Origin of the sequence: Lysobacter sp. 22409, assembly GCF_052045105.1 — a bacterium.
GTDB classification, from domain to species: Bacteria; Pseudomonadota; Gammaproteobacteria; order Xanthomonadales; family Xanthomonadaceae; genus Lysobacter; species Lysobacter antibioticus_B.
Window position 1 is genome coordinate 67,933 of the sequence record NZ_JBQEOE010000001.1, and the last position, 26,204, is coordinate 94,136.

Genomic DNA, 26,204 nt, shown 5'->3' on the forward strand with positions numbered 1-26,204 from the left:
GTAAACGGCCGCGCCACGACGGCGCGGCGAAAAACATCAACCCTTGAGCAGGGCCTCGAGCACCGCCATGCGCACGGCGACGCCATTGGCGACCTGGGTCAGGATCAGCGATTGCGGGCCGTCGGCGACCTCGTCGGTGATCTCGACGCCGCGATTCATCGGCCCCGGATGCATCACCACCGCATCGGCCGCGGCGCGCTTCAGGCGCGCCGCGCTCAAACCGTAGTCGCGGTGGTAGTCCTGCAAGGAACTGACCAGGCCTTCTTCCATGCGCTCGCGTTGCAGGCGCAGCATCATCACCGCGTCGACGCCGTCGAGGGCGGCATCGAAGTCCTGGGTCACGGTACAACCGTCGAGGGTCCCGTCATCGGGCAACAGCGAGGCCGGGCCGCAGACGCGGATCTCGCCGGTGCCGAGCGTACGCAGGGCCTGCAAGTCCGAGCGCGCGACGCGCGAATGCTTGACGTCGCCGATCATCGCCACGCGCAGGCCCGAGAAGTCGCGGCCCTTGGCCTGGCGCAGGCTGAGCATGTCGAGCAGACCCTGGGTCGGGTGCGCGCTGCGGCCGTCGCCGGCGTTGACCAGGCAGGTGCCTTCCCGCGCCTGCCCGGCCAGCGCGGCGACCGCGCCGTCTTCGCGATGGCGGACGATGAAACCGCGCACGCCCATCGCTTCGATGTTCTTGAGGGTGTCGAGCGCGGTTTCGCCCTTGCTGGTCGACGAGGTCGAGGCGTCGAAATTCAACACGTGCGCGCCCAGTTGCTGGGCGGCGAGCTGGAAACTCAAGCGGGTGCGCGTGGAGGGTTCGAAGAACAAGGTGCAGACCGCGATGCCGTCGAGCGCGCGGCGATCGTAATGGCCCTCGGCGAAGGCCTGGGCGCGGATCAACAGGGCTTCGAGCGTCTCGCGCGAGGCATCGGCCAGGCTCAGCAGATGGCGCGAGCCGGCGACGGTGGAAACAGGGGCGTTCATATGTGCGGAAGCTCGTCGATATCGGTTGCGTCGTCGGGTGAAGCCAGCCAGCGTTCGACGATCACCGCCGCGGCCACCGCATCCAGAGCCTCGGCATCGCGGCGGCGCTTGCGGCCTTCGGCGCGGTCGGCGGCGAAGCGGTGCGCGGCCTCGATCGAGCTGGAACGCTCGTCGACCAGCACCACCGGAAGTTTGTAGCGCACCCGCAGTTGCCGGGCGAACTCGATCGCGCGCACGCGCGCCGGCTGATCGTTGCCTTCCAGCGTCATAGGGTCGCCGACGATGAAACCGTCGGGGCGCCATTCCTTGTGCAGACGATCGATGGTGCCCCAGTCGGGACCGGTGCCATGCACGTCGATGACCGCCAACGCACGGGCGCCGTGGCCGAAGGCGCTGCCGACGGCGACACCGATGCGGCGCGAACCCACGTCGAACCCAAGTACGGTGCCGTCGCGGCGGATGCTGACGGGCTTGCTCGCCACCGAACTCATGCGTGACCGGCGTAGTCGGCCAGGTGGGCGAAATCGACGCCGATGCGCCCCGCCGCCGCCTGCCAGCGCACATCGAGCGGCAGCTCGAACAGCAGCTCGGCGTCGGCCGGCGCGGTCAGCCAGTCGTTCTCGGTGATCTCGTGTTCGAGCTGGCCCGAACCCCAGCCGGCGCAACCCAACGCGACGATGGCGTTGTCCGGGCCTTCGCCCTTGGCCATCGCTTCGAGGATGTCGCGCGAGGTGGTCAGAAACAGGTCGTTGCCGATCACCAGGGTCGAGTCCCAGCGGGTGCCGCCGTCGTGCAGCACGAAGCCGCGTTCGGGATGGACCGGGCCGCCGGCCAGCACGACCTGCGAACGCAGCGACTCGTCGCCGCCGTCCACGCCCATCTGCCCGAACACTTCGCCGAGCGTGTATTCGGAGGGGCGGTTCACCACGATGCCCATCGCACCGTCGTCGTCGTGCTGGCAGATCAGCGCCACGCTGCGGGAGAAATTGGTATCGGCCAGCGCGGACAGCGCGATCAGGACCTGATTGGCGAGGGGTGTGGGCATCACGGACATGGCCCCATTCTAACCGCCCCGGCGCGAATTCGGACCCGGAAACGCACGGTCCGCGGCCACCCCCGAGGGCCTGCGTCCCGAATCCAGGACATGTGCCGGCCCGCATCCCGGCACGCATCCGACCATACGGTCCGCGGCCCCCTGCCGCTGGATTCCCCCGAGCCCCGGCACCACAATCGGGACCCACGTCCCACGAGGTTCCCATGTCGGGCTATTGCGACATCGCACCGGGCCACCCGGTCCACGGCCACTACCACGATCACGAGTACGGCTATGCGCGGCGCGACGAAGCCGAGCTGTTCGAGCGCCTGATCCTGGAGATCAACCAGGCCGGCCTGAGCTGGGAAACCATCCTGCGCAAGCGCGACGGCTTCCGCCGCGCCTACGGCGGTTTCGACGTCGACACCGTCGCCGGCTACGGCGAGAACGAGCGCCTGCGCCTGCTCGACGACGCCGGCATCATCCGCAACCGGCTCAAGGTCGACGCCGCGATCCACAACGCCCAGGTCGTTCAGGGTCTGCGCGCGAGCCACGGCGGCTTCGCCCAGTGGCTCGACGCCCATCTGCTGCTGGACGGCCGGCCGCGCGACAAGGCCGCGTGGATCAAGCTGTTCAAGCAGACCTTTCGTTTCACTGGCGGCGAGATCACCAACGAATTCCTGATGAGCCTGGGCTACCTGCCCGGGGCCCATCGCGAAGATTGCCCGGCCTATCGACGCATCGAGCAGCAAGGGCCCTACTGGCAGCAAGCGCAGGCGCAGGCCAGCGCGCCGCCGGCTGGGCCCAAGGCGGCGCCCAAGCCGGCCGCGAAAAAAACGGCGGCAAAAAAGGCCGTCACGAAAAAAACGGCCGCGAAGAAGACCGCAAGCAAAGCGCCGGCGCGCAAACCACGCCAGACCCGCTGAACCGAACGTCATGGATGGCAGCGCCGTACCCGCCTTCGCAGGCCGGCTGGCACCGCCACAACGACCCAGGCCATCGATCAAGGACAGAACATGAGCACGGCCTCCGCACTGCCCCGCTCCACCCGCGGCTTCATCGTCGCCATCGCCCTGCTGCAAGGTCTGTTGCTGTACCTGGCGCGCAGCGGCCACGTCCTCGATGGCCATAGCGCGCAGATCTGCTGGTACGCCCTGGTGCTGTCGGTGCCGAGCGCGATGATCCTGTCGGTGCAGGAGTTGCGCGACCGCCGCTTCTGGCAGCAGAGCCTTGGTCTGGCCGCAATCTATGCCGTGCTGGCCGCGTGGGCCGGCTGGAGCGTCACCGGTGCGCCGCAGATCAAGGCCGGCGCGGTGCTGTGGCCGTTCGGTGCGAGCGTGGCGATCGCCTTGTTCATCGCCCTGCCCTACCTGCAATGCCGGATCGCGCGCCGGCGGTGGAGCGCGCCCTACCCGGACCTGTTCGAGTACGGCTGGCAGAACGCCTTGACCCTGATCCTGACCGGCGTCTTCGTCGGCATCAGCTGGGGCGTGCTGGCCCTGTGCGCGGTGTTGTTCGAGCTGATCGGCATCAAGTTCTTCGGCGACCTGTTCTCGGACCCGCGTTTCGCCTATCTGGCCACCGGCACCATGGTCGGCCTGGGCATCCTGGTCGGGCGCACCCAGCAGCGGCCGGTGCAGGTCGCGCGCCAGATCCTGTTCGCGATCTTCAAGGGCCTGTTGCCGCTGTTGTCGTTGATCGCGGTGCTGTTCGTCGTCAGCCTGCCGTTCACCGGTCTCGACGCGCTGTGGCGCACCCGCTCGGCGACATTGATCCTGATGTGCCTGATCGCCCTGCTGGTGTTGTTCGTCAACGCGGTCTACCAGGATGGCGAAGGCGAACCGCCCTACCCGGCGTGGCTGCGGCGCATCGTCGAGGCCGCCCTGCTGAGCTTGCCGATCTACGCCGCACTAGGCCTGTACGCGCTGGTCCTGCGCATCGCCCAGCACGGCTGGACCGGCGACCGTTTCTGGGCCCTGGTCGCTTCCTTGCTGCTGAGCGCTTATGCCTTCGGCTACGCCTGGGCCGCGCTGCGGCCGCGCCAAGGCTGGTTGCGCCCGCTGATGCGGGTCAACGTCATCGTTTCATTGGTCGCGTTGGCATTCGCGATCGCCGCCAACTCCTGGCTGCTGGACCCGCACCGGCTCAGCGTCGGCGACCAACTCGCGCGCCTGCACGACGACCGCATCGCCGCGGAAGATTTCGACCTCAGGCACCTGCGCTTCGATAGCGGCCGCCGCGGCTACGAAGCCTTGCTGGCCCTGCGCAAGGATCCCAAGTTCGCCACCGCTGCCGAGAAAGCCGAACTCGAACGCGTCATCAAACTCGACACCCCCTGGGATTACCTGGCCAACCGCTCCGACAAGTCGCCGAACACACTCGCTGCGGTGCGCGAACACATCAAACCCGCACCCGGCGCCGACACACCGGACCCGGCCTGGCTGCAGATAGTGCTCGACGGAAAGCTGTTCACGCCCGATTGCCTCAGCGAACACGCCGAATGTCTGCTGTTCACGCCCGACCTCGACCGCGACGGCCGCAACGACTACCTGCTGTGCAACACCAACCGATACGGCGCCAGCTGTTTCGTCTACGCCTTCGAGAACGGAGCCTGGATCAAGATCGGCAGCAGCTATCTCGGCGACCGCTTCGAAGCGATTCAACCGGCCCTGCGCAAAGGCGACGTCCGCCCGGTGCCCCGCCGTTGGGCTGATTATCAGTTCGGCGAGGGTGGCGAGGTGATTCGGCTGGAGCTTGAGCGTGTGGAGCGGGCGAAGGCGGCTGCGCCGGCTACGGCTACGAAACCTGAGTAGCCCAACTGCGCCTGATCGCCGCTCCCTTGTAGGAGCGGCGTCAGCCCCCTCCTTAAGAATCCTCTTATTTCTTTCTTGATTTTTTGCATAGCCATTCGGAAATTACAAACAAACCAAAGAATAAGAAAAACGCCCAGCGCCAATAGGGAAACCCCCAACCTCCAGCAACAATGGAGCCGAAAATTCCAGCGCACAACAATATCAAACGCAGAAGTCGACTCACTCTTATCGTTCCAGTCAAGGAATACGTAGGGAATTCGGCTTGCCCGGCGACTTCATACCGAAACGTTGACATAGATCCACAGGAAGCAACGCTTCAAGATATGTTTCTAACAACAAATTAGACAAAAAGCCCCCGACGCCAGACAAAGTCACTCCCGTTCCACCAGTACCTGCACCGATTAGGCCCCCAACCAAACAGCCTGTTGCACACGCCTTAAGCGCCGAACAAGGATCGGGCGTACATTCCGAGCTGCATTGATTCAATGAGTCGCGCCCTATATCCCGTCTTTGCCAAACTCCTTTTGCAACACACTTAGTGAAGTCGCCGACCACAGCCCCCACACAGCCAGAAATACATCCAGCTACAAGCCCCTCAAGCATTGCAGTAGCCACAAGGTGAGGACTCAAACCGAGTCGGTCCATGTATTCCAAGGGCTTTGCGTTCGCGTACACAAATGTCCCTAACCCGCCTGCTTGGCCGATCGGGTCACTCTGCACATAACGACCAGTAGTCGCATCATAATTCCGGAAGTAGTTGTAGTTCAGCCCCGTAGCCGCGTCAAAGCTCTGCCCCAGAAACCGCATATCGAACACGAACGCGATGCCGTCCTGATCCGGGTCCTGGTTCGGCGGGTTGTTGCCGAAGGCTTCGCTCTTTGCGTCCCAGGACCAGACCGCGAGGTTGCGACTCGGGTCGATCACCACTCGCGGGGTGCCCAGGTGGTCGGGCTGCACGTAACGCAGGGTCTGCGCGACGCCGGCGCCGACCACCAGACCGACTGGGGCATCGCCCAGCCAGATGGCCTGTTGCTTGGTCGCACCGTTGGCGTCGTAGTCACCGAGCCAATGGCCGGCTTCATCGTACAAGGTATAACCAGTGATCACGCCGGTCGCGTTATCGGCACGCGAGACCAACTGACCTTTGGCGTTGTAGCGGTAGCTGGTCTTGACCACGCCGGCCTGCTTGACCTGGCTCATGCGGTCATTGGCGTTGTAGACGAACTCCCTGGCCGTGTCGCCGATGCTGGTGGTGTTGCCGACCGCATCAAAACTGCGACTGACGCCGCCGACATTGCTCAGGCGATGGCTAGTGCTCGGATAGCTGTAGTCGGTAGTGATACCCGCATGCAGCAGACTGGTGCGGTTACCGGTCGCGTCATAGCCATAGGTCTCCAATGGCGTGCCGGTGGGGCCATCGCGGGTGACCTTCAGCCGGCCTAGGGCGTCGTAGTCGTACTGAGCCAGGGCAGCGCTTTGCAAGCCATCCTTGAGCTGGGTCAACTCACCGACTTCGTTGTAGCCGTACGACAGCGACAAACCACCGCTGGCTGCATCGAAGATCGATTTCGGTCGGTAATCCTGGTCGTAAGTCCGCTGCAGATTGCGGCCATTCCCATAAGTCCACCCAGCGACGGGGCCGAACGGCTTGTAACTGGCATTGTTGAGCAACACGCTGCGCACGCCGCCGGCCGGCGTCACGCCAATTTCGGTGACCCGCCCCTGGTTGTCGCGGACGTAATCGGCGACTGCGCCATCGGGATAGGTCAGAGCTTGCAGTTGCCCTGCCAAAGTGTAGGCATAGCGCAAGGTGAAGCTCTGGCTGTCGACCGACTGCACTTTGCGCACGACTCGACCGAAGCGGTCGTAGCAGTATTTCAGTTCCGTACCTTCGGTACGCATTGCAATTACCCGACCGACTGCGAAGGTTTCTCCGGCGGCACAAACTGAGTTGACGGTGTCGTAGTCGTACTCGACATCGGCGTTGCCGCTGCCGTAGGACACGGTCTTCGGGCGTCCTACGGCGTCATATGTATAGACGTGCGGATTCGCGTCGTTGGCGTCCTGCTTGGTCGCCACCTGGCCGGCTGCGTTGTAGCTGAAGTTCGTGACGCCCGTGTCCGGACTCGACAGTTGCACCTGGTCGCCCAGGCCGTTGTAGCTGTAAGTGGTGCTCAGGCCCTTGGGATCGGTGACCTGGGTCACCCGGTCGAGTGCGTCGTACTTGTATTCGATCTTGGCATTGATGCCGCCGACGTCCTGCAGGGTCTTGGCCAAGCGATCGAGCGGATCGTAGTCGTTGTCGGTCTTGCGGCCGAGCGCATCGGTGGTGATATCGCCGTTGCCGTTGGCGTCGTAGCTGAAGCCGGTGGCGTGGCCCTGCGCGGTCTTGGCGGTCTTGAGCTGGCCCAACTGGTTGTAGACGCGCGACAGGGTCCGCATCAGCGCCCCGTTGCTGTCGTTCGTGTCTTCCTTGGTCCGGTTGCCCGCACTATCGAGCGTGTAATGGATGCGGTTGCCGGCGTTGTCGTAGATGTCGGTCAGGCGATGCGCCGCGTCGTATTCGTAACGCACGAACATGCCGTCGGGCTGGATGACTTTCTTGACCTGTCCGATCAGGTCGTACTCCATGCGGGTGATGGCGTCGTCGGCTTCCGAGCCATTATTGGCGCCGCGCACCTTGCGTGCCGCCAGCCAACCGCGCGGCGTGTATTCGAGGTCGGTAACGACGCCGTTCGCATCCTTACTCGACAGCGCCCGGCCAGCGACGTCGTAACGCAGGAATTCGGTGGCGTGGCCGAGCGCATCGGTGACCTTCCACAGGTCGCCCTTGCGGTAGGCGCAGGTTGCAGGCGATGTGGCGCAGGCTGGATCGTCGCTGGCGTAGTACGAATAACTGGATACGTCAGCCACGTCCGTGCGCGGCCCGTCCACGGCCTTGACCGCGCCGAGCACCGGGCAGTTTCCGCCTGCGGCGACATCGGCCGCCTCGCAGTAGGTCGTCGTGGTGGTGCGCTCGGCGTTCGTGACCGGATCGACCTGGGTCGAGGTCAGGACTTGGCCGCGATCGTTGTGGGTCCACTTGGATTTGGCGACCAGGGCATTGGTGTTATCCAATACTCGGCGCTCGGTGGGCAGCGCGTAGTTGGGCCTCCAGTCCGTTTGCGTCGTCCGAGTGAACGCCGTGGTACCGCCGCCTGTCGTTAGCCCCGCCTTGCTGCTGATCTCGTGGAAATGGTCGTAGGTGAACTGGGTACGGACGTTGCGCGCATCCTGACTCCATTGCCGCCGATTATTCGAGTAGAACGCCGTACTCGCCCCCGCCAACGATCCATCGGTTACGGACATCGCGATCTTCGTCGGTTGACGAAACGCTTCCGTCGAGAATGTATAAGCCTTGGTCGAGCCGGTAGGAAGAGTGACCGTAGCTCCGCCGGCTGCGTCGTAGGTCAAGGTGACCTTGCCTGCACCACCCGCATGATCGCTGATCGTCACCCGACCCAGATCATCGTAGTCGTAGGTCGCGTAACGCTGACCGTTTTCGTCAATAACACCGGTCAAATGATGGGGAAAGAGCGCCGCATTGCAACCGGGCACCACACTGCCGTTGGCCGCACGACATAGGTGCGCAACCTCGGCATAAAGGTACTCGCGCCCTTCACCGGCGCTTGCACCCGCTTTGCTGGCATGCGTAAGGCGTCCGACGCCGTCGTATACGTAATCTACGAGGACAGCCCCGTCGGCGGTCACTCGTGCCAGACGAATACCGTTGTCACCAACTCGCGGCGTCATCGCAGCCAGATAAGCGAAGTTGAGAGTTCGGCCCGAGGGGCTGCGAACCCTGAGCAGATCGCCATCAGCCAGGCACGCGCCCGATTGCACATCGGCGCTGGTGCAGTAATCAAGATAAAAAGCCCGGCCGGATCGATCGAAGCTGGCCAATCGCCCCTTATCGTCGAACCACTTCAATTCCTCCGACGCCACGGAAATCCGCCAACGCCCACGCAGAGCGGCAACCTCGTCTGATTCCTTGACGACAACAACGCCCGGGCGATTGGCGGACCCATAGGAAGATGTCGTTGAATTCCAAGTCAGATACTCGAAGTAACCATCGGAGGTAATCCAGGCTTCCGGCCACCCGCCAACCATTAACAGGCGCGTAGAGAATGAGTGCGCCCAGTTATCGGTCAAGCCCGATTGCAAAGACAAATCCCGAATGGAGTTATACGCGCGCGCAAAATCGCCGCCCTCCCAATCGAAATCGGTCTCGCGATACTCCTTGTTGCCGGTTGCCGCGACGGCAGGATTGCCATCCTTGCAGCAAGAATTGTATTGCCCGGACTTCTTGGTGATAGTCGCGCGCGCTGTGTTATGGCAAACGATCGGCCACTTTGGATGTTCGGTCGTCGTGTGGTCGCCGAGCGCGGCAAACAGAGGCGGGCAGCGGTACCAATCGACGCGATCGATAGACCAATAGTGCGTCACCGTCGGTGTGAGCTGAAGATTGAATATGCGTCGTCCCTCGCCGACGATATTTCTATATACGTAAAGATAACCGCCAGAGGGATGCACCGTCCATTGCTGCGGCGTAGAAAGATCATAACTGCCGGTATAGAAACCAGGCGGATACGAATCGCCATAGGCCGATGAACGCCGAATTCTCTCGGCCATCGAAGCCTCGTCGTCGCACCATGTCGAACCATCCGGCGCTACCACACCAGGCACCTTGGTATCGCACCGTACGCTTCCCAGTGGCGAACCTGCTTTATAAAAATCGCCTACGAATGCAGCTATGGCCTGTCTCGGCACTTTGTAGGAATAAAGAAGCGAACCGGCACCGGGCATCTCCTGGGGCGCGCGCTCAAGCAAAGCATTGCCAATGGGCACGCTCGGCTCGGTCCTGATATAGCTTTCAGCTTCACCCAGGGTGTTGAAACACGCCGTCTCCTGCCCCGGCATATAGCGCGTGGCGCAGTACTGGTCCGCAGCAAGCGAAACACGGGGAAGCAGCAGGATCGCCAACGTCGCGCAGACGAGGGATACGAAGCGAAGCAATGCGCTATGCGCCATGACAGGTCATCCGATGAAGAGAGCCGCGGGGCGGCTGGAACGTCCTTGGTCCTGTGCAATCGATGGCGATGCCGGCGAGTACGTGAAAGCGACCGAGTCGGGCTTTTGCCCGTGGCGATGATCACGCTTGGCGATCTCAGGTTTCAAGACGCGCGCGCTGCAATTCGCCGATTTGTGAATTCAAGCAGCCAAAAGCACATAGACCGCAAACAAAAAACCCGGCCGAAGCCGGGTTCTTCATTTCTGACGATGTCGCCGATGTCTCAGCGCACTTCGGCCACTTCGACGCCGTCCATGCCTTGCGACAAGGTGCGCGCGTCGCCGCCCTGGGCGAGCTTGATGCGCAGACGCACTTCGTTCTGCGAGTCGGCGTAGCGCAGGGCGTCTTCGTAGCCGATTTCGCCGGCCTGGTAGAGCTCGAACAAGGCCTGGTCGAAGGTCTTCATGCCGAGCTGCACGGATTCCTTCATCAGCTCCTTGAGCTTGTGGATCTCGCCGTCGCGGATGTAGTCCTGGGCCAGTGGGGTGCCGAGCAGGATTTCCATGGCGACACGGCGGCCCTTGCCGTCCGGGGTCGGGATCAGCTGCTGGGCGACCACGCCCTTGAGGTTCAGCGACAAGTCCATCAGCAGCTGGTCGCGGCGGTCTTCGGGGAAGAAGTTGATGATGCGGTCCATCGCCTGGTTGGCGTTGTTGGCGTGCAGCGTGCACAGCACCAGGTGGCCGGTTTCGGCGAAGGCGATGGCGTGGTCCATGCCTTCGCGGGTGCGCACCTCGCCGATCATGATCACGTCCGGCGCCTGGCGCAGGGTGTTCTTGAGCGCGTTCTCCCAGCTGTCGGTGTCGATGCCGACTTCGCGCTGGGTGATGATGCAGCCTTCGTGGCGGTGGACGAATTCGATCGGGTCTTCGATGGTGATGATGTGGCCGGTCGAGTTCTGGTTGCGGTAGCCGATCATCGCCGCGAGCGAAGTCGACTTACCGGTACCGGTCGCGCCGACGAAGATGATGATGCCGCGCTTGGTCATCGCCAGCGTCTTGATGATCGGCGGCAGATTCAGCTCTTCGACGGTCGGGATCTTGGTCTCGATGCGGCGCAGGACCATGCCGACCTGGTTGCGCTGGTAGAAGCAGCTCACGCGGAAGCGGCCGACGCCGGTCACGCCGATGGCGAAGTTGCACTCGTGGGTCTTTTCGAACTCTTCGCGCTGCTGCGGGCTCATCACGTTGAGCACCAGATCGCGGCTCTGCTGCGGCGTCAGCGGGTTCTGGGTGATCGGGCTGATCTTGCCGTGGACCTTCATCGACGGCGGCATGCCCGAGGTGATGAACAAGTCCGAGGCGCGCTGGTGCGCCATCAGCTTGAGGAACGAGGTGAAATCGATGGCGCCGGTGGCGGGGCTGGCCGGGCCGGCCGGATTGGGATTGGCTGGGTTGTTCATGGGGCTACCTCCTCGGGAGGTCTGGAACTAGGGGAAGTCGTGCGCAAGCGGCGATCGGCGCGGTGCGGAGGCCGGCGAAGCGGATACTTCGCCGGCGGGCGCATCAGTCGAACAAACGCTTGTCCTTCGCGTACTCGCGCGCCTGCGGCCGCAGGATCATGCCGCGCTTGACGAGGTCTTGCAGGTGCTGGTCGAGCGTCATCATGCCGTGGCTCTGGCCGGTCTGGATCGCCGAGTACATCTGCGCGACCTTGTCTTCGCGGATCAGGTTACGGATGGCGGGGATGCCGACCATGATCTCCCACGCCGCGGTACGACCGCCGCCGACCTTCTTGAGCAGGGCCTGCGAGATCACCGCGCGCAAGGACTCCGACAGCATCGAACGCACCATCGGCTTTTCGCCGGCGGGGAACACGTCGATGATGCGGTCGACGGTCTTGGCCGCCGACGAGGTATGCAGGGTGCCGAACACCAAGTGGCCGGTCTCGGCCGCGGTCAGCGCCAGGCGGATGGTTTCCAGGTCGCGCAACTCGCCGACCAGGATGTAGTCGGGGTCTTCGCGCAAGGCCGAACGCAGGGCCTCGTTGAAGCCGTGGGTGTCGCGGTGGACTTCGCGCTGGTTGATCAGGCACTTCTGCGAGGTGTGCACGAACTCGATCGGGTCTTCGACCGACAGGATGTGCGCGTACTCGTTCTTGTTGATGTGGTCGATCATCGCCGCGAGCGTGGTCGACTTGCCCGAACCGGTCGGGCCGGTCACCAGGATCAGACCCTGCGGCTGCTCGATCAGCTGGCGGAAGATCGGCGGGCAGCCGAGGTCTTCCAGCGACAGCACTTCCGACGGAATGGTACGGAACACCGCACCGGCGCCGCGGTTCTGATTGAAGGCGTTGACGCGGAAACGCGCCAGGCCGGGAATCTCGAACGAGAAGTCGACCTCGAGGAATTCTTCGAAGTCGCGGCGCTGCTTGTCCGACATGATGTCGTAGACGAGCGCATGGACCTGTTTGTGGTCCAGGGCCGGGATGTTGATGCGGCGTACGTCGCCGTCGACCCGGATCATCGGCGGCAGACCTGCCGACAGATGAAGATCGGATGCTTTGTTCTTGACCGAAAACGCCAGAAGTTCGGCGATATCCATGCGTGCTCCCCGCACTGCAGGGACCCGTCAACCGGGTCCGTGAAAAGCCAGCCTCAAGGGCTTGATTGCAACTTCAAGCTGGAACCAAACCACCCCTGCGAGGCAGTATAGCCCCCTCACGGCATGTCCGATCCAGCCCTTTCACTACAGGATTCCCCTCGTGCACGAGCACGTCCTGCACGACATCTTGCATCAGTTGACGCATACGGCGCATGACGCCGGAAGGCCGGTACCTCGATTGCTTGCGGTCAGTAAGACCCGGGATGAGACGGCGGTCGCGAATCTGGCGCTGAAAGGGCAAACCGCGTTCGGCGAGAACTACGTTCAGGAGGCCCTGGCCAAGCAAACCGCGATGGCCGGGACCGCCGCGGCCGGGCTGGCGCTGGAGTGGCACCTGATCGGCCACCTGCAGTCGAACAAGGCCGCCGAGGCCGCCACGCGCTTCGATTGGGTCCAGACCGTCGACCGCCTGAAGCTGGTGACCGCCCTGGCCCGGTACCGACGCGCCGACCAGGCCGCGCTCAACGTATTGATTCAAGTGAATATCGACGACGAAGCCAGCAAGCACGGCTGCCGTCCCGAGGAAGTGGAGGCGCTGGCGACGGCTATCGCCGCCGAGCCGCGGCTGTGCCTGCGCGGGCTGATGGTGATCCCGGAGCCGCACGACGATCCGGAACTGCTGCGCCCGGCGTTCCGGCGCAGCAGGCAGTTGTTCGACTCGCTCACTCAAACTCACCGCAGCGTCGACACCTTGTCGATGGGCATGAGCGACGACTACGCCGTGGCGATCGCCGAGGGCTCGACCATGGTCCGGATCGGCACCGCCCTGTTCGGCGCGCGGACCAAACCGCAGACCTGACCGACCCGGCTCCTGGGTGCCTGGGTGCCTGAGTGCCTCGGCACCCAGACGGACACAGCGGACACTGCAGGCGCGGCGGACGCGGCGGACGCCGCCGACGCCGGTTGTTATCCTGCGGTCCGGTTTTCCGCAGTGGTCGAACATGTCCGAATCCGCTTCCCTCCCCTCCGGGCCGATCGCCTTCATCGGCGGCGGCAACATGGCGCGCAGCCTGATCGGCGGCCTGGTCGCCCGCGGCGTCGCCGCAAGCGACATCCGCGTCGCCGAACCCGTCGCGGCCCTGCGCGAAGCCCTGCAGCACGACTTCGGCGTGCAATGCTTCGACGACGCCAGCGCCGCGGCCGAGGGCGCGTCGGTATGGTTGCTCGCGGTCAAGCCGCAGGTCATGCGCGAGGTCTGCGCGAGCCTGTCGGCGCAGGCGGTCGCGCAACGCCCGCTGGCGATCTCGATCGCCGCCGGCATCACCGCCGGCCAGCTCGACCGTTGGCTCGGCGGTGGCGCCGCGGTCGTGCGGGCGATGCCGAACACCCCCGCCCTGCTCGGCGCCGGCATCACCGGGCTGTACGCCAATGCCGCCGCGGCTCCGCGTTTCGACCAGGCGGCGAGCCTGCTCGACGCGGTCGGGCCGACCGTGCGCATCGACGAGGAAGCGCAGATGGATGCGGTGACCGCGGTGTCCGGCAGCGGCCCGGCCTACGTGTTCCTGCTCGCCGAGGCGATGCAGCAGGCCGGCCAGGCCCAGGGGCTGAGCGCCGAGGCGGCGCGCGCCCTGGTCCGGCAGACCCTGCTCGGCGCGGCGACCATGCTGACCCATAGCGACGACCCGGCCGAAGTGCTGCGCGCACGCGTGACCTCGCCGGGCGGCACCACCCAGGCCGCGATCGAGACCTTCGAGGCCGGCGGTTTCCGCGCCCTGGTCGACCGCGCGATCGCTGCGGCGACCGAGCGCGGCCGCCAGTTGTCGGCGGCGAACGAATGAACGGCTTCGCAGGCAAGGCCGCGGCGGGATTGATGCTGGCGCTGCTCGCCGGCTGCGGCGGCGAAGGCCCGGCGCCGGCGCAGAATCCGAATGCCGCGCGCAGCGAGGAAGTGGTGCGCGTCGGCGACATCAGCGTGCGCGCCAGCGCCATCCAGGCCAAGCAGTTGTCGCCGGCGATCGCGCAACGCTACGGCGCCAGCCACGACGAACGCACGGTGCTGGTGGTGGTGTCGCTGCGCAAGGGCGACGACGCCACCTCGGTGTCGGTGCCCGCAAAGGTCACGGTGACCAGCGTCGATCTGCTCGGCCGCAAGCAGGCTCTGAGCATGCGCGAGATGCGCGACGGCGACCTGCTCGACTACGTCGGCGTGGTCGCGATCTCGCCGCCGGACACCTTGCGCTTCGACGTCAAGGCCGTCGGCGAACAGGGGCAGCGTTATACCTTGCAGTTCAATCGGGATTTTTTCTGAGGTTGTCGGTCGCACATCCATTCACCCCGCTTTCGCCGGGATGACGGGCAAGGGCGATGGACATTTGGATGTAACGGGTCGTTGCGCAGCGCAGTCGTTGACCATGGCGGTCGCGGCTCATGACCGCCGACGCAAGCTCTACGGCCCCGGCAACAACCCATTGCGCGTCAACACATCGACGCGGCGGCGTTCGTTGGCGTCGAACCCCTGCAGTAGCGAAGCCATGCGCTGCCGACGCTGGCTGTCGCTGAGCGCGGTATCGGCCAGCACGCGTCGGCGCTGCGCGGCATAGCGACGCAAGCGCTCCTGCCATTGCGCCTTGCGTGCATCCAGAGCGGCCAGGCGCTGCGCGGCCTCGCGCCCGAACAAGGCTTCGCGTTCGGCGTAACGCGTGGCGGCATCGACCTGGCGCAATTCGAAATCGCGGCTTTGCCGCACGGCGCTGTCGAGTTCGAGGCTTTGCGCCTGCACGACCTGCCGTTGCGGGTCCAAGCGCGCGTCCAGTTCGACCAGACGCCTTGCGCGCGTGGCCTCGTCGAGGCTGCGATCGGCTAACAACCTGCGCCGAGTAAGCGCATCGTCGTAGGCACGCTCTTCCTCGCCATACCAGGCCTGCGCGAGTTCGGCGCCGAGGCGCTCGCGGCGCAGCGAACGCACCCGCGCCACCGCGGCCGCCATGTCGCGGGCCTCGTGTCCGGCCGCGACCGAGTCGCGTTCCAGGGCGACATAGGCATCGAACCAGGCCAGCACCGTCGCCAAGGCATCGGCGGCCAGCCGCGGCTGCAGATGCGCGATCAAGGCGACGCGGATCGCTTCCGGCGATTGCTCGCCGATGCGGCTGAGGAAGTAATCGAACAAGCGCCGCAACTCGCGATCCGGCTGCGGCCGTCCCTGCGCGTCGACGCGCACAGCGCCGTCGACGTCGGTCTCGCGCAGGGAGTCGGACGGCGACGATGCCGCCGTGCCCGTCGCCGGGCCGCCCGCAGAGGCCACAACGATCGATGGCGGATCGATGTCGCGCACCGCGGTCACCGCCGAGGTGGTGATCGCCGACCCGCGGTCGCGGCTCGACAGCCACCACCCGCCCGCGAGCATCGCGGCGAAGGCACACGCCGCCGCGAGCATGCCCGGCACCGGCCGCATCGCTTACAGACCGGCGTTCTTGAGGCGGTTGACCTGACTTCGATAAACGCTGGTCGGGCTGGAACTGAAGAGGCCGCGCAGGCCGGCGATCTGGTTGACCTCGTCGAGATGGTTCCAAGCGTAGTCGTCGCGGATCACCTGGCCCCAATGCGAGGAGCAGCGCCCGACCAGGCCGTCGTTGGCTTCGCCGCCGAACAGCAGGCCGCCGGCGACCATGGCCACGTCGGAGGCATCGAGCAGGTGGGTGCCGCGCGAGGTGCCGCCGAGCGAGTAATAGCGAATGCCGTTGACGCTTGCGGCGCCGGAACCGCAGGCGGTGGTCGGCGCGCCCTGCGGGTAGCGCGCGTTGAACCGCGCCGAACCGGCGCTTTCCAGCGCGGCCAAGGCGGCCAGCGAATCCTGGGTGTCGTCGCTGCCCGACAACAGGCCGATCAGGCCGGCGAAGGCGTTGGCGAACGAGGCCACCAGAGGCCGCAGCGGCGAGCCTTCCGGCAGGGTCGTGCCGACGAAATCGGCGACCTTGCTGCCGGCATGGGGCGAGCCGACCGACGTCATCGACGCGACCAGGTCGGGACGCACCGCCGCGACATAGCGCGCGGTCGGGCCGCCCTGGCTGTGGCCGATCAGATTGAACTTGCCGTAACCGTGCAGGGCCTGCAGGTGTTCGAGCTGGTCGATCAAGGCTTCGCCGCGGACTTCGTTGGATTGGGTCGCGGCCACTTGCGCGACGTGCACGCGGGCGCCACCGGCGCGCAGGGCCTCGGGTATGCCGAACCAGTAACCGTAGACGCCGCCGATCGCGTCGAAACCGAACAAGCCGTGCACCAGCACCACCGGGTAGCGGGTCCGGGTGTAATCGTCGGCCGATGCCGGGAACACGCCGGCCAACAGCAGACAGGCCAGCAGCAGCGGTGCGCGCAACAGGCGCCGGTAATGAAGTCGCGACATGATCCCTCCGATCGTGGGTGGACGTCGGCAGGCACCGACGGCCCGACTGTACGAAGCGGTATGGTCAACACACGCCGCGCTGCACCATACGGCGACGAACTGTGATCCCGCCGTGCGATTCCGCCGTTTACCCCGCCTGGAAGGGCCTGCGATTGCTGCGCTGCACCCAAATCTGCGCCGAGTCGCCCTTCCGCCGGCCATGGGCCCCTCGCCGCGGATCGCCGGCTTGGCCGACAATCCCCGCTTCGTCGTCAGCATCGGAACCCCATGGGCCCGCAACGCATCGTCTGCCTCACCGAAGAGCCCACCGAAACCCTGTACCTGCTCGGCGAACAACACCGGATCGTCGGTATCAGCGGGTTCACCGTGCGGCCGGCGATCGCGCGCAAGGAAAAACCCAAGGTCAGCGCCTTCACCAGCGCCAAGATCGGCGAGATCCTCAAGCTGCAGCCCGACTTCGTGGTCGGCTTCTCCGACATCCAGGCCGAGATCGCCAGCGAGCTGATCAAGCACGGCATCGAAGTCTGGATCAGCAATCACCGCAGCGTCGCCGGCATCCTCGACTACATCCGCCGCCTCGGCGCCCTGGTCGGCGCCGGCGACCGCGCCGATGCCCTGGCCAACGAATACGAGCGTCGCATCGCCGAGGCGCAGGCGCGCGCCGCGGCGATGCCGCGCCGGCCGCGGGTGTACTTCGAGGAATGGGACACGCCGCCGATCACCGGCATCCGCTGGGTCTCCGAGTTGGTCGGCATCGCCGGCGGCGACGACGTCTTTCCCGAACGCGCGGCGATGTCGCTGGCGCGCGACCGTATCCTGGCCGACCCGCTCGAAGTGGTGCGGCGCGCGCCGGACCTGATCCTCGGCAGTTGGTGCGGCAAGAAATTCCGCCCCGAACAGGTGGCGGCGCGCGAGGGCTGGGACGCGATCCCGGCGGTGCGCGACGGCGAACTGCACGAGATCAAGTCGCCGATCATCCTGCAGCCCGGCCCGGCCGCGCTGACCGCGGGCTTGGACGCCCTGAGCGGCATCATCCAGGCTTGGTCGGCCAAACAGCGCTGACACCGCTGAGCGCGCGCCGAACGCGCGTTTGCACCGCGCCGCGGGCGGTGCGAAGGTGCCGGCCATGGCCGAACCCATCCGCATCGTCTATGCCCGCGAACCGACGATCGAGGTCGCCGAGTTCCGGCAGGTGCTCGAACGTTCCGGCCTCGGCAGCATCCGTCCGGTCGCCGACGAGCCGCGTCTGCAGGCGATGCTGTCGGCCGCGAACCTGATCGTCACCGCGCGCCTGGACCGGGCCGATGCGACCTTGGTCGGCGTGGCCCGCTGCGTCACCGATTTTTCCTGGTGCTGTTATCTGTCGGAACTGGCGGTGTCGGCTTCGGCGCAGGGGCTCGGCATCGGCAAAGGCCTGCTCGACGAAGTCCGCCGTCAAGTCGGACCCAGCGTCAGCGTGATCCTGGCTTCGGTGCCGGACGCGGTCGGTTTCTACGAACGCGCCGGCATGGCGCGGATGCAGGACACCTTCTGGTACAAGCGCGAGCACTGATGCGCGTGGCGCGAGCCCGCCGCGCGCATCGCAGCGGCGAGCGTCACGGATACAGCATCCGCTTGTTCCAGTCGCCAGCGCGGTCGCATTCGTAGGACCAGCGCTCGTGCAGGCGGAAGTCGGCGCCGTACCAGAACTCGATCTTCTCGGCGCGCACGCGCAAGCCGGTCCAACGCGGCGGGCGCGGCACGTCGCGGCCCTCGAACTGCTGTTCGGTCTGGGCCAGACGTTGCTCGAACGTCTCGCGGTCGGCCAGAGTTTCGGACTGCTTCGAGGCCCAGGCGCCGAGCTGGCTGCCGCGCGCGCGGGTGGCGAAATAAGCATCGGCCTCGGCATCGCCGACCACTTCCACCGCGCCCTCGATGCGCACCTGCACGCCGTGGCGCACGCGCGGCCAATGGAACAACAGCGCCGCATGCGGGTTGGCCTGCAATTCGCGACCCTTGCGCCCGTCGAGGTGGGTGTAGAAGACGAAACCGCGCGCGTCGTGGGCCTTCAGCAGCACGGTGCGCGCCGACGGCCGCGCATCGAGCGAGGCGGTGGCGACGGTCATCGCGGTCGGGTCGGGCTCGCCGGCGATGAAGGCTTCTTCGAACAGCGTGTCGAAGGTGGCGAGGGCTTCGTTGAGCAGGTCGGGGGTCGTGGTCATTGCGCTATTGTGAGCCGATGTCGACGCGCCTGCATCCGTCAGCCCTATCCGGCAAAGCGCCGGGCCACGAGCGGGCCGCAGCGGCCGGCTTTGAACCGGCTGGCTTTGGACCGGCCTGCTTTGAAGCGGCCTGGGTCGCCCACGTGCTCGACGACGCGCTTGCCGCGAACGCCCGCATCTACGCCATCTGCGGCCTGCAGGGCAGCGGCAAATCGACGCTGGCGGCGCAGGTGGCTGCGCTCGCGCGCTCGCGGGGGTTGCGCGTGGCGGTGTTGTCGATCGACGACTTCTATCTCGGCCGGCGCGAACGCCTGCGCCTGGGCCGCGAGGTCCATCCACTGCTGGCCACGCGCGGGCCGCCGGGCACCCACGACGTCGATCTGGCCTGCGATGTGCTCGACCGCTTGCGCGCCGGCGCCGCAGTGCGCTGGCCGCGCTTCGACAAGTTGCGCGATACGCGGGTCGTGCCGTCGCGTTGGGCACAGGCCGAAGCCGTCGACCTGACCCTGTTCGAAGGCTGGTTCCTGAAGACGCCTATGCAGACTGCGGCCGAACTGGTCGCACCGATCAATGCGCTCGAACGCGATGAGGACGGCGACGGCCACTGGCGCGGCCACTGCAACGCCGCCTTGGGCCGCGACTATCCGGCGCTGTGGTCGCGGCTGGATCGCTTGCTGTTCCTGCAGCCGCCGGGTTTCGGGGTCGTCGCCGATTGGCGCTGGCAACAGGAATCCGCGATGCAGGCGCGGCGCCCTCGCCGCCAGGCGATGACGCGGGCGCAGGTGGAGCGCTTCGTAAGCCTGTTCGAACGGGTCAGCCGCCAGGCGCTGGCGCGGCTGCCGCAGATCGCCGACGCGAGCCTGCGCCTGGATGCCTCGCGACGGGTTCTCTCAGCCGCGAACCCGCAGTGACGCGGCGAGTGACGAAGCGACGGCAATGCCGGCTTCGTCACTCCCGATCGGTCGCAGCGGTCGCGCTTACTTCACGACGAACGTCACTTTCAGGTTGACTCGCCATTCGGTGATGTTGCCGGAACCGTCGGTGACCACCTTGACGTCGTTGACCCAGGCGCCCTGGATGTTCTTGACCGACTCGGCACATTTGGCCAGGCCGGTCTTGACCGCGTCCTCGATGCCGATGGTGGACGAGGTATTGAGTTCGATGACTTTGGCGACCGCCATGTCTTTCTCCTGATGGGTGCTGCGAATGGGACGTCCCGGAGGACCGCCCGCCGCCTGCGCGGCGACGGAGATCCGAGCCTAGGCCGGTGCCTGTTAAGACGACGCAAGCACCGTCGCACGGGCGCCCTACTGCGTGCCCTACAATCGGGGCATGAACCCCGCCAGCAACCTGATCCTGGTCGGCCCCATGGGCGCCGGCAAGACCTGCATCGGCAAACGCCTCGCCGAGCATTTCGGCCTGCGCCTGGCCGACGCCGACCGCGAGATCGAGCAACGCACCGGCAGCAGCGTGGCGGCGATCTTCGAACACGAAGGCGAAGCCGGTTTCCGCGCCCGCGAAAGCGCGGTGCTGGCCGAGCTGCTCGCAGGCGACGGCCTGCTGCTCGCCACCGGCGGCGGCGCCGTGCTCGCCGCCGACAATCGGCGCTTGCTGCGCGAACGCGGTTTCGTGGTGCAGTTGCTGGTCACCGTCGAGCAACAGCTCGAACGCCTGGCCCAGGACCGCAGCCGCCCCCTGCTCGCCGGCAGCGACCGCGAGCAGGTGCTGCGCACGCTGGCCGAGCAACGCGCGCCGCTGTATGCGCAAGTCGCCGACCTGCGCTTCGACACCGGCGCGCTGACCTCGGCCGAGGCCGCGACCCAGCTCGCCGAGCAACTCGATCGGCTCTGGCGACGCCCGCACGCCTCGTCGCCGCCCCATCCTTATTCCGGAGTCAACGCATGAGCGCGATACGCAGGGTCGAAGTATCGGGCGGGACCACCTACAGCATCGAGATCGGCGCCGGCCTGCTCGACGACGGCGCACGCCTGGCGCGCACCGTGCGCGGACGCCACGCGCTGATCGTCAGCGACGAAAACGTCGCCCCGCTCTACCTCGCCCGCGTCGAGGCCGCCCTGCATGCGGCCAGGCCGGGCCTGAGCGTGGCGCATTTCGTGATCCCACCCGGCGAACACGAAAAGACCCTGGCGCGGTTCGGCGAATGCCTGGCCGCACTCGCCGCGCTCGGCGCCACCCGCGACGCCAGCGTGATCGCGCTCGGCGGCGGCGTGGTCGGCGACCTGGCCGGCTTCGCCGCGGCCTGCTGGATGCGCGGCATCGACTGCGTACAGGTGCCGACCACCTTGTTGGCGATGGTCGACTCCTCGGTCGGCGGCAAGACCGCGGTCGACCTGCCCAGCGGCAAGAACCTGGTCGGCGCCTTCCATCCGCCGCGCGCGGTGATCGCCGACACCACCGCCTTGCGCAGCCTGCCCGATCGCGAACTGCGCGCCGGCCTGGCCGAAGTGGTGAAGTACGGCGCGATCTTCGACGCCAGTTTTCTCGATTGGCTGGAGGCGCACGCAGAGGCCTTGCTGGCCCGCGACGACGAGGCCCTGGCCGAAGCGGTCGCGCGCAGTTGCCGCTACAAGGCCGACGTGGTCGCACGCGATCTGTACGAACACGGCGACCGCGCCATGCTCAATTTCGGCCACACCTTCGGCCACGCGATCGAAACCGAACAAGGCTATGCCGGCACCCGCGGCGATGGCCTCAACCACGGCGAAGCGGTCGCGGTCGGCATGGTGTTGGCGGCGCGTTTGTCGGCGGCGCTCGGACGCGCGAGTCCGGCCGACGTCGATCGCCTGAAGCATTTGCTGGAGCGGCTGGACCTGCCGACCTCGATTCCCGACGGCCTGGCGCCGCAAGCCTTGCTGGAACGCATGCGCCTGGACAAGAAGGCCGACGCCGCCGGCCTGCGTTTCATCCTGTGGGACAAGGCCGGCGCGGCGCGGATCGTCGCGGGCGTGCCCGACGACGCGGTGCTGTCGGTGCTCGCCGCCGGTTGATCGCACCACGCGGGTGCGGCTCGATAGCGGCCGCACCCGCTTTCTTCAGCCTTGAGAACAAACCGTCGTCCGGCAAAAGCGGACTTTCAGCGTCTTGCTTCGGCGAAACCCTGGGTATTCGGCTCCGCCGAAGCGAAGCGGAGCCCGCCTTCGCGGGAACGACGGCAGCTAAGTTTCGCGGGCGATCTTCCAATGCCCTCGCGGGAACGACAGCGGGAAAGTTCCCCCCATCTGCGTCCAACGCCCCGCATCCAGCGCTTGGCTCAGGGCCAACCGACGGCGTGTTGCAGATACTCGATATGCCCGGGCAGCAGCTCGGCGACGTAGAGCGTGGTGAGGATCGGATGATTCCCCCAGACGATCCCGCAACGCGTATTGACCGGGTTCACGCCGGCATCGCGTTGAGTGTATTGGACCGCCGGGTTATCCGGTGCGCCGACGTTGTTCGCCAAGCCCAAGGCCCAATGCTCCCAAGTCCGCCAACCGTCCGAGGCCATGACGATGGAATACTGTGTCGGCGCGGCTCCGCCGTTGCCCGATAAGGTCAGGCCGCTGAGGATCATGCACAGGCGCGCGAGCGCACGCGTGCAGGCCTGTTTCGCGGCGGCGCTGCCGGGCGCGGCATCGTTGCCGGCGGTGGCGGCGTTCGCCGCGAGAATCTGCGCTTGCGCATCGGCCGCGGCGTTGCCGAAGCTGTCGTGGACCCAGTCGACGAACCCCGGATTGAGCACGAAGTCTTCGGCCTCGGCATCGAACGACCACGCCTGGTCGAAGATCGTCGGCGGCGTGTTGGCGGCATGCCCGCCCGGGCCGCCGAACAATGCATAGCCCCAGCACGGCGCATCGGGATAAGGATCGGGCCAATCTGGATCGAGCTCGGTGCCGGCACCGAGGTTGTTGCTGGCGAGTCCTTGCAGTTGTGCGGCGGTCAATACGGGCATCGGGGCGGGCTCCTGGCGGTCGGGACGAGATCGAAAGCGGTGCGCTCGCAACGAACGGCCCGCCTGCATCCACTGCCCGAACTAACGCAGCCGCGCCGCCCCTGTGAACCCCGTCGCGGCGCGCCGCCGCGCTTCACAACACCCCCGCCCTCACGTTTCCAGATGTGCACCGCCCGCGCTGAGGATCGGCACCGCATGGCCTTGAACCCCCTCGAACTGCTGCTTCTGCACAACGCCCTGACCCGGCCCTCGCCCGCGACGGATGCGGCGGGCGCCGGCCAGCCTACTTCCGCACAACCCGCCGTCACCACCAAGGAGCCGTCCATGGCCAACCAGTTCGAATTCCTCGACAAGCATTTCGAGCCCACCGACCTACCCGAGATCGCCGCGCAGGCCGCCTACGAGCGCTTCGGCAACTACCCGAACGCGCGCACGAGCACGGTGATATTCAACGTGAACTGGAGCGCGCTCACCGACGCGATCAAGCATGCGGTGCTGAACTACACCAACGGCGGCGTCTACGACAGCTCGGCCTTCGCCACCCTGAACGCCAACGGCAATCAGTGGAACATCGTCGTGACCGGCCTGCAGTACGTGAACGCCTCGCGCACCATCGTGCGCGGCCGGCCGGAGTACGAAATCAACGAGTACAACAACGGCTCGGTCTTCATCAAGGCCGAGGCGCTCGGCGCGCAGTTGCTCGGCGAGATCGTGCATCTGGACACCGGTTTCGGCACCTGGGTGCAGCAGGTCCAACTCAAGAACCCGCCGTCGTTCTGAAGTCGCCGAGCCACCGACAGACGAAGCCCCGCCTGGGCGGGGCTTCGCATTGCAAGGCCGCACATCGCCAGACCGGCTCGAACCCGGGCCGGGTCCGGGCGGCGGCAGCGGTCCTCAGGCGGCGGCTTTGTTGCGTGCCCGTGCGCGCTGGTTCGAGGCATGCGGGTTGTCGAGGCAGGGCACCGCGCCGGTGTGCAGCGCATCGATCCATTCGTCGGTGCTCAGCACCGCGGCGAAGCGGCTTTGGAACACCACGCTGAATACACGGTGGATCTCCTCGGCGCTGGCATGGCCGGCGCTGTTCTCGTACGACAGCGAGCCGCTGGCGTCGTGCAGGAACTCCACGTTCAAGTTCAGATGCGCGGCCTCGAACACCGTGGACGCGTCGCAGTTGTGGGTCATGTAGCCGATCACGCTGAGGGTGTCGATGCTGTTGCGCTCGATCCACTGTTTGAAGTCGGTGCCGGTGAACACGCTCGGAAAGTTCTTCTCGATGTAGTGATCGCGCGGGCGGCTGGCGACGACGTCGTTGAGTTCCCAGCCCGGGGTGCCCTTGTCGAACACCGGCGAGCCGGCCGGCGCGGTGTTCTGCACCACCACTACCGGCACCCCGGCGGCGCGCGCGGCGTCCATGGCGCGGCCGATGTTGGGCAGGGTCTTGGCGACCGGCGGGTATTCGATCGGCAGGCCGTCGGCGAAATAGTCGTTCTGGACATCGATCACGACCAGGGCGCGTTTGCGGCTGTTGGACGAAGCGTTCATGAGTGGTCTCCGGGGAAGGGGTGGCTGCGAAGTGGGCTCATTGTTCGTCTTTGCCGATCCGGCCGATACTGGCCCGAATGACAATATTCGACAGGATCGGGCCATGTAGAATCAGGCCATGAACGAATCCGCCGCTTCCCGCCGCCTGGCCGTGGTCGCCTTCGACCGCATCAGCCCCTTCCACCTGTCGGTGCCCTGCCTGGTGTTCGACAACCGCGAAGGCGACCGCGACCTCGACCTGCCACAGTTCGACCTGCGCGTCTGCGCCGCCGAGCCCGGCCGCCTGCGCACCCGCGCCGGTTTCAGCATCGAGACGCGCTACGGCCTGCAGGCGTTGCGCAGCGCCGACACGATCATCGTGCCGTCCTGGCGGGACGCCGACGAACGCCCGCCGGAACCTCTGCTCAAAGCCTTGCGCGGCGCCCACGCGCGCGGCGCGCGCATCGTCGGCCTGTGCCTGGGCGCCTACGTGTTGGCCGAAGCCGGCCTGCTCGACGGTCGCCGCGCGACCACGCACTGGCATTGGAGCGAGCACTTCGCCGCGCGCTATCCGCAGGTCGCTCTGCAACGCGATGTGCTCTATGTCGACGACGAACGCATCACCACCTCGGCCGGCACCGCCGCGGCGCTGGATTGCTGCCTGCACTTGCTGCGCGGCATGCACGGCGCCGAGATCGCCAACCGCGTCGCCCGCCGCCTGGTGGTCGCGCCGCACCGCCAGGGCGGGCAGGCCCAGTACATCGAACAACCCTTGCCGGCCTCCGCTCACGACGACCGGCTGGCCGCGGTGCTGGCCTGGGCGCTGGCCCACCTGGACCGGCCGCACAGCCTGGACGCCCTGGCCGAACGCGCGCTGATGAGCCGGCGCACCTTCACCCGCCGCTTCCGCGACAGCACCGGCACCACGGTCGGGCAATGGCTGACCGGCCAACGCCTGGCGCGCGCGCAACGCCTGCTGGAAACCAGCGATGCCAGCCTGGACACGATCGCCGCCGAGACCGGCTTCGGCACCCCGGCCTCTCTGCGCCAACACTTCGCCGCCCAGCTCGGCACCTCGCCCTCGGCCTACCGACGCGGTTTCCGCGGCGCCTGAAAGTACCGCCGACGCAACGCTCCGGCGTGCGGACCGCGACAACCGGCCCGCTCGGCGCGGGCCCCGCAACCGCTACAATCGCCGGGTGCGCCTCCTTCTCCAACAACGGCCGGAAGGCCGCGAAGCCCCCCGCTTCGTACAGCTGATGCTGCAGCCCGACTTGCTCGGCGGCTGGACGCTGGTGCGCGAAACCGGCCAGATCGGCGGCCGCAGCACGGTCCGGCGCGAGCAGTTCATGGACCACGACAGCGCCCTGGCGGCGCTGGAACAGGCCCGCGACCAACAGCTCAAGCGCGGCTTCCACCTGATGTTCTCGCAGGGCGCCGAAGCGCCGCGATGAGGCTTTCCGTGGTTCGGTCCGATCGGGCGGGAACAGCAAATCCCCCCTGCCCCCCCTTTACCAAGGGGGGAACCGCGTGTGCTTACGAAGCGATAGATCGCCTGTCTTTGCCTTGGCACCACGCCGCATCCTCCCTCTTTGAAAGCGCTCTCTCATCGGGAGGTCTTCCCCCTTTGCAAGAGGGGGATCGAGGGGGATTTGCTTTAGCT

The 26,204-nt window shown here is 66.4% G+C and carries 24 protein-coding genes and 1 pseudogene; 13 read left to right on the forward strand and 12 right to left on the reverse strand.

The window, feature by feature from the left end; genetic code table 11:
- Window positions 1-36 precede the first annotated feature (36 nt).
- From ACTJJK_RS00340 to ACTJJK_RS00350, 3 genes are read right to left on the reverse strand one after another with little or no spacing between them, the layout of a single operon-like run.
- Window positions 37-972, reverse strand: a complete 936-nt coding sequence (locus ACTJJK_RS00340; protein WP_223619890.1) for an aspartate carbamoyltransferase catalytic subunit — start codon at window positions 970-972, stop codon at window positions 37-39.
- Complete coding sequence (gene ruvX, locus ACTJJK_RS00345; RefSeq protein ID WP_223619889.1) at window positions 969-1,454, reverse strand: Holliday junction resolvase RuvX; 486 nt, start codon at window positions 1,452-1,454, stop codon at window positions 969-971. The genes ACTJJK_RS00340 and ruvX overlap by 4 nt, the downstream gene beginning before the upstream one ends.
- Before the next feature lie 5 nt (window positions 1,455-1,459).
- Window positions 1,460-2,026, reverse strand: coding sequence for a YqgE/AlgH family protein (locus ACTJJK_RS00350; protein ID WP_031370954.1), 567 nt, complete (start codon window positions 2,024-2,026; stop codon window positions 1,460-1,462).
- 203 nt (window positions 2,027-2,229) lie between these two features.
- On the opposite strand from ACTJJK_RS00350, the pseudogene ACTJJK_RS00355 reads away from it, so the two are divergent.
- Together ACTJJK_RS00355 and ACTJJK_RS00360 are read left to right on the forward strand one after the other, a co-directional pair.
- Window positions 2,230-2,793, forward strand: a pseudogene (locus ACTJJK_RS00355) (DNA-3-methyladenine glycosylase I); the annotation flags it as partial.
- A gap of 228 nt (window positions 2,794-3,021) precedes the next feature.
- The gene (locus tag ACTJJK_RS00360; protein WP_440729163.1) at window positions 3,022-4,818 is read left to right on the forward strand and encodes a DUF4153 domain-containing protein; all 1,797 of its coding nucleotides are present in this window, start codon (window positions 3,022-3,024) and stop codon (window positions 4,816-4,818) included.
- A 237-nt stretch (window positions 4,819-5,055) separates the two neighbouring features.
- On the opposite strand, the gene ACTJJK_RS00365 is transcribed toward ACTJJK_RS00360, so the two are convergent.
- The 3 genes from ACTJJK_RS00365 to ACTJJK_RS00375 form a co-directional block, all read right to left on the reverse strand.
- Complete coding sequence (locus tag ACTJJK_RS00365) at window positions 5,056-9,888, reverse strand: RHS repeat-associated core domain-containing protein (RefSeq protein ID WP_440729164.1); 4,833 nt, start codon at window positions 9,886-9,888, stop codon at window positions 5,056-5,058.
- Window positions 9,889-10,151: 263 nt separating this feature from the next.
- Complete coding sequence (locus ACTJJK_RS00370) at window positions 10,152-11,330, reverse strand: PilT/PilU family type 4a pilus ATPase (protein ID WP_051884544.1); 1,179 nt, start codon at window positions 11,328-11,330, stop codon at window positions 10,152-10,154.
- A gap of 103 nt (window positions 11,331-11,433) precedes the next feature.
- Window positions 11,434-12,471: a type IV pilus twitching motility protein PilT gene (locus tag ACTJJK_RS00375; protein WP_031370959.1), complete on the reverse strand. Its 1,038-nt coding sequence runs from the start codon at window positions 12,469-12,471 to the stop codon at window positions 11,434-11,436.
- A 160-nt stretch (window positions 12,472-12,631) separates the two neighbouring features.
- On the opposite strand from ACTJJK_RS00375, the gene ACTJJK_RS00380 reads away from it, so the two are divergent.
- From ACTJJK_RS00380 to ACTJJK_RS00390, 3 genes are all read left to right on the forward strand, one after another.
- Complete coding sequence (locus tag ACTJJK_RS00380; protein WP_440729165.1) at window positions 12,632-13,330, forward strand: YggS family pyridoxal phosphate-dependent enzyme; 699 nt, start codon at window positions 12,632-12,634, stop codon at window positions 13,328-13,330.
- A gap of 142 nt (window positions 13,331-13,472) precedes the next feature.
- Window positions 13,473-14,309: a pyrroline-5-carboxylate reductase gene (proC, locus tag ACTJJK_RS00385; RefSeq protein ID WP_440729166.1), complete on the forward strand. Its 837-nt coding sequence runs from the start codon at window positions 13,473-13,475 to the stop codon at window positions 14,307-14,309.
- Window positions 14,306-14,779 (forward strand): DUF4426 domain-containing protein, encoded by a 474-nt coding sequence (locus ACTJJK_RS00390; RefSeq protein ID WP_440729167.1) that lies wholly within the window; start codon window positions 14,306-14,308, stop codon window positions 14,777-14,779. Before proC ends, ACTJJK_RS00390 begins: the two co-directional genes overlap by 4 nt.
- 138 nt (window positions 14,780-14,917) lie before the next feature.
- Here ACTJJK_RS00390 and ACTJJK_RS00395 read toward each other — a convergent pair whose 3' ends face one another.
- Window positions 14,918-15,904 (reverse strand): lipase secretion chaperone, encoded by a 987-nt coding sequence (locus tag ACTJJK_RS00395; protein WP_440729240.1) that lies wholly within the window; start codon window positions 15,902-15,904, stop codon window positions 14,918-14,920.
- A 21-nt stretch (window positions 15,905-15,925) separates the two neighbouring features.
- Window positions 15,926-16,870, reverse strand: coding sequence for a lipase family alpha/beta hydrolase (locus ACTJJK_RS00400; protein WP_031370964.1), 945 nt, complete (start codon window positions 16,868-16,870; stop codon window positions 15,926-15,928).
- A 267-nt stretch (window positions 16,871-17,137) separates the two neighbouring features.
- Between ACTJJK_RS00400 and ACTJJK_RS00405 the strand changes: the two genes are divergently transcribed.
- Window positions 17,138-17,932 carry an ABC transporter substrate-binding protein gene (locus tag ACTJJK_RS00405; RefSeq protein ID WP_031370965.1) on the forward strand — a complete coding sequence of 265 codons (795 nt, stop codon included), beginning with the start codon at window positions 17,138-17,140 and terminating at the stop codon, window positions 17,930-17,932.
- 64 nt (window positions 17,933-17,996) lie between these two features.
- Entirely contained in the window at window positions 17,997-18,422 is a 426-nt protein-coding gene (locus ACTJJK_RS00410; RefSeq protein ID WP_031370966.1) for a GNAT family N-acetyltransferase, read from the forward strand.
- Window positions 18,423-18,465: 43 nt separating this feature from the next.
- On the opposite strand, the gene pdxH is transcribed toward ACTJJK_RS00410, so the two are convergent.
- On the reverse strand, window positions 18,466-19,071 hold the full coding sequence (pdxH, locus tag ACTJJK_RS00415; RefSeq protein WP_440729168.1) for a pyridoxamine 5'-phosphate oxidase: 606 nt from the start codon (window positions 19,069-19,071) through the stop codon (window positions 18,466-18,468).
- 17 nt (window positions 19,072-19,088) lie between these two features.
- On the opposite strand from pdxH, the gene ACTJJK_RS00420 reads away from it, so the two are divergent.
- The gene (locus ACTJJK_RS00420; RefSeq protein WP_440729169.1) at window positions 19,089-19,982 is read left to right on the forward strand and encodes a kinase; all 894 of its coding nucleotides are present in this window, start codon (window positions 19,089-19,091) and stop codon (window positions 19,980-19,982) included.
- A gap of 66 nt (window positions 19,983-20,048) precedes the next feature.
- Here the strand turns inward: ACTJJK_RS00420 and ACTJJK_RS00425 are convergent, their stop codons facing one another.
- The gene (locus ACTJJK_RS00425) at window positions 20,049-20,252 is read right to left on the reverse strand and encodes a dodecin family protein (protein WP_031370969.1); all 204 of its coding nucleotides are present in this window, start codon (window positions 20,250-20,252) and stop codon (window positions 20,049-20,051) included.
- Window positions 20,253-20,403: 151 nt separating this feature from the next.
- On the opposite strand from ACTJJK_RS00425, the gene ACTJJK_RS00430 reads away from it, so the two are divergent.
- Together ACTJJK_RS00430 and aroB are read left to right on the forward strand one after the other, a co-directional pair.
- Complete coding sequence (locus tag ACTJJK_RS00430; RefSeq protein WP_440729170.1) at window positions 20,404-20,976, forward strand: shikimate kinase; 573 nt, start codon at window positions 20,404-20,406, stop codon at window positions 20,974-20,976.
- Complete coding sequence (gene aroB, locus ACTJJK_RS00435; protein ID WP_440729171.1) at window positions 20,973-22,079, forward strand: 3-dehydroquinate synthase; 1,107 nt, start codon at window positions 20,973-20,975, stop codon at window positions 22,077-22,079. The genes ACTJJK_RS00430 and aroB overlap by 4 nt, the downstream gene beginning before the upstream one ends.
- Window positions 22,080-22,342: 263 nt before the next feature.
- Here aroB and ACTJJK_RS00440 read toward each other — a convergent pair whose 3' ends face one another.
- On the reverse strand, window positions 22,343-23,020 hold the full coding sequence (locus ACTJJK_RS00440; protein WP_031370972.1) for a hypothetical protein: 678 nt from the start codon (window positions 23,018-23,020) through the stop codon (window positions 22,343-22,345).
- 195 nt (window positions 23,021-23,215) lie between these two features.
- Between ACTJJK_RS00440 and ACTJJK_RS00445 the strand changes: the two genes are divergently transcribed.
- Window positions 23,216-23,800, forward strand: coding sequence for a hypothetical protein (locus ACTJJK_RS00445; RefSeq protein WP_223619872.1), 585 nt, complete (start codon window positions 23,216-23,218; stop codon window positions 23,798-23,800).
- A 114-nt stretch (window positions 23,801-23,914) separates the two neighbouring features.
- Here the strand turns inward: ACTJJK_RS00445 and ACTJJK_RS00450 are convergent, their stop codons facing one another.
- Complete coding sequence (locus tag ACTJJK_RS00450) at window positions 23,915-24,562, reverse strand: cysteine hydrolase family protein (RefSeq protein ID WP_440729172.1); 648 nt, start codon at window positions 24,560-24,562, stop codon at window positions 23,915-23,917.
- Window positions 24,563-24,680: 118 nt separating this feature from the next.
- Here ACTJJK_RS00450 and ACTJJK_RS00455 point away from each other — a divergent pair, with 118 nt between their 5' ends.
- Both ACTJJK_RS00455 and ACTJJK_RS00460 read left to right on the forward strand, forming a co-directional pair.
- The gene (locus tag ACTJJK_RS00455; protein ID WP_440729173.1) at window positions 24,681-25,655 is read left to right on the forward strand and encodes a helix-turn-helix domain-containing protein; all 975 of its coding nucleotides are present in this window, start codon (window positions 24,681-24,683) and stop codon (window positions 25,653-25,655) included.
- Between the two features lie 85 nt (window positions 25,656-25,740).
- Window positions 25,741-25,995 carry a WGR domain-containing protein gene (locus ACTJJK_RS00460; protein WP_031370976.1) on the forward strand — a complete coding sequence of 85 codons (255 nt, stop codon included), beginning with the start codon at window positions 25,741-25,743 and terminating at the stop codon, window positions 25,993-25,995.
- Window positions 25,996-26,204 lie beyond the last annotated feature (209 nt).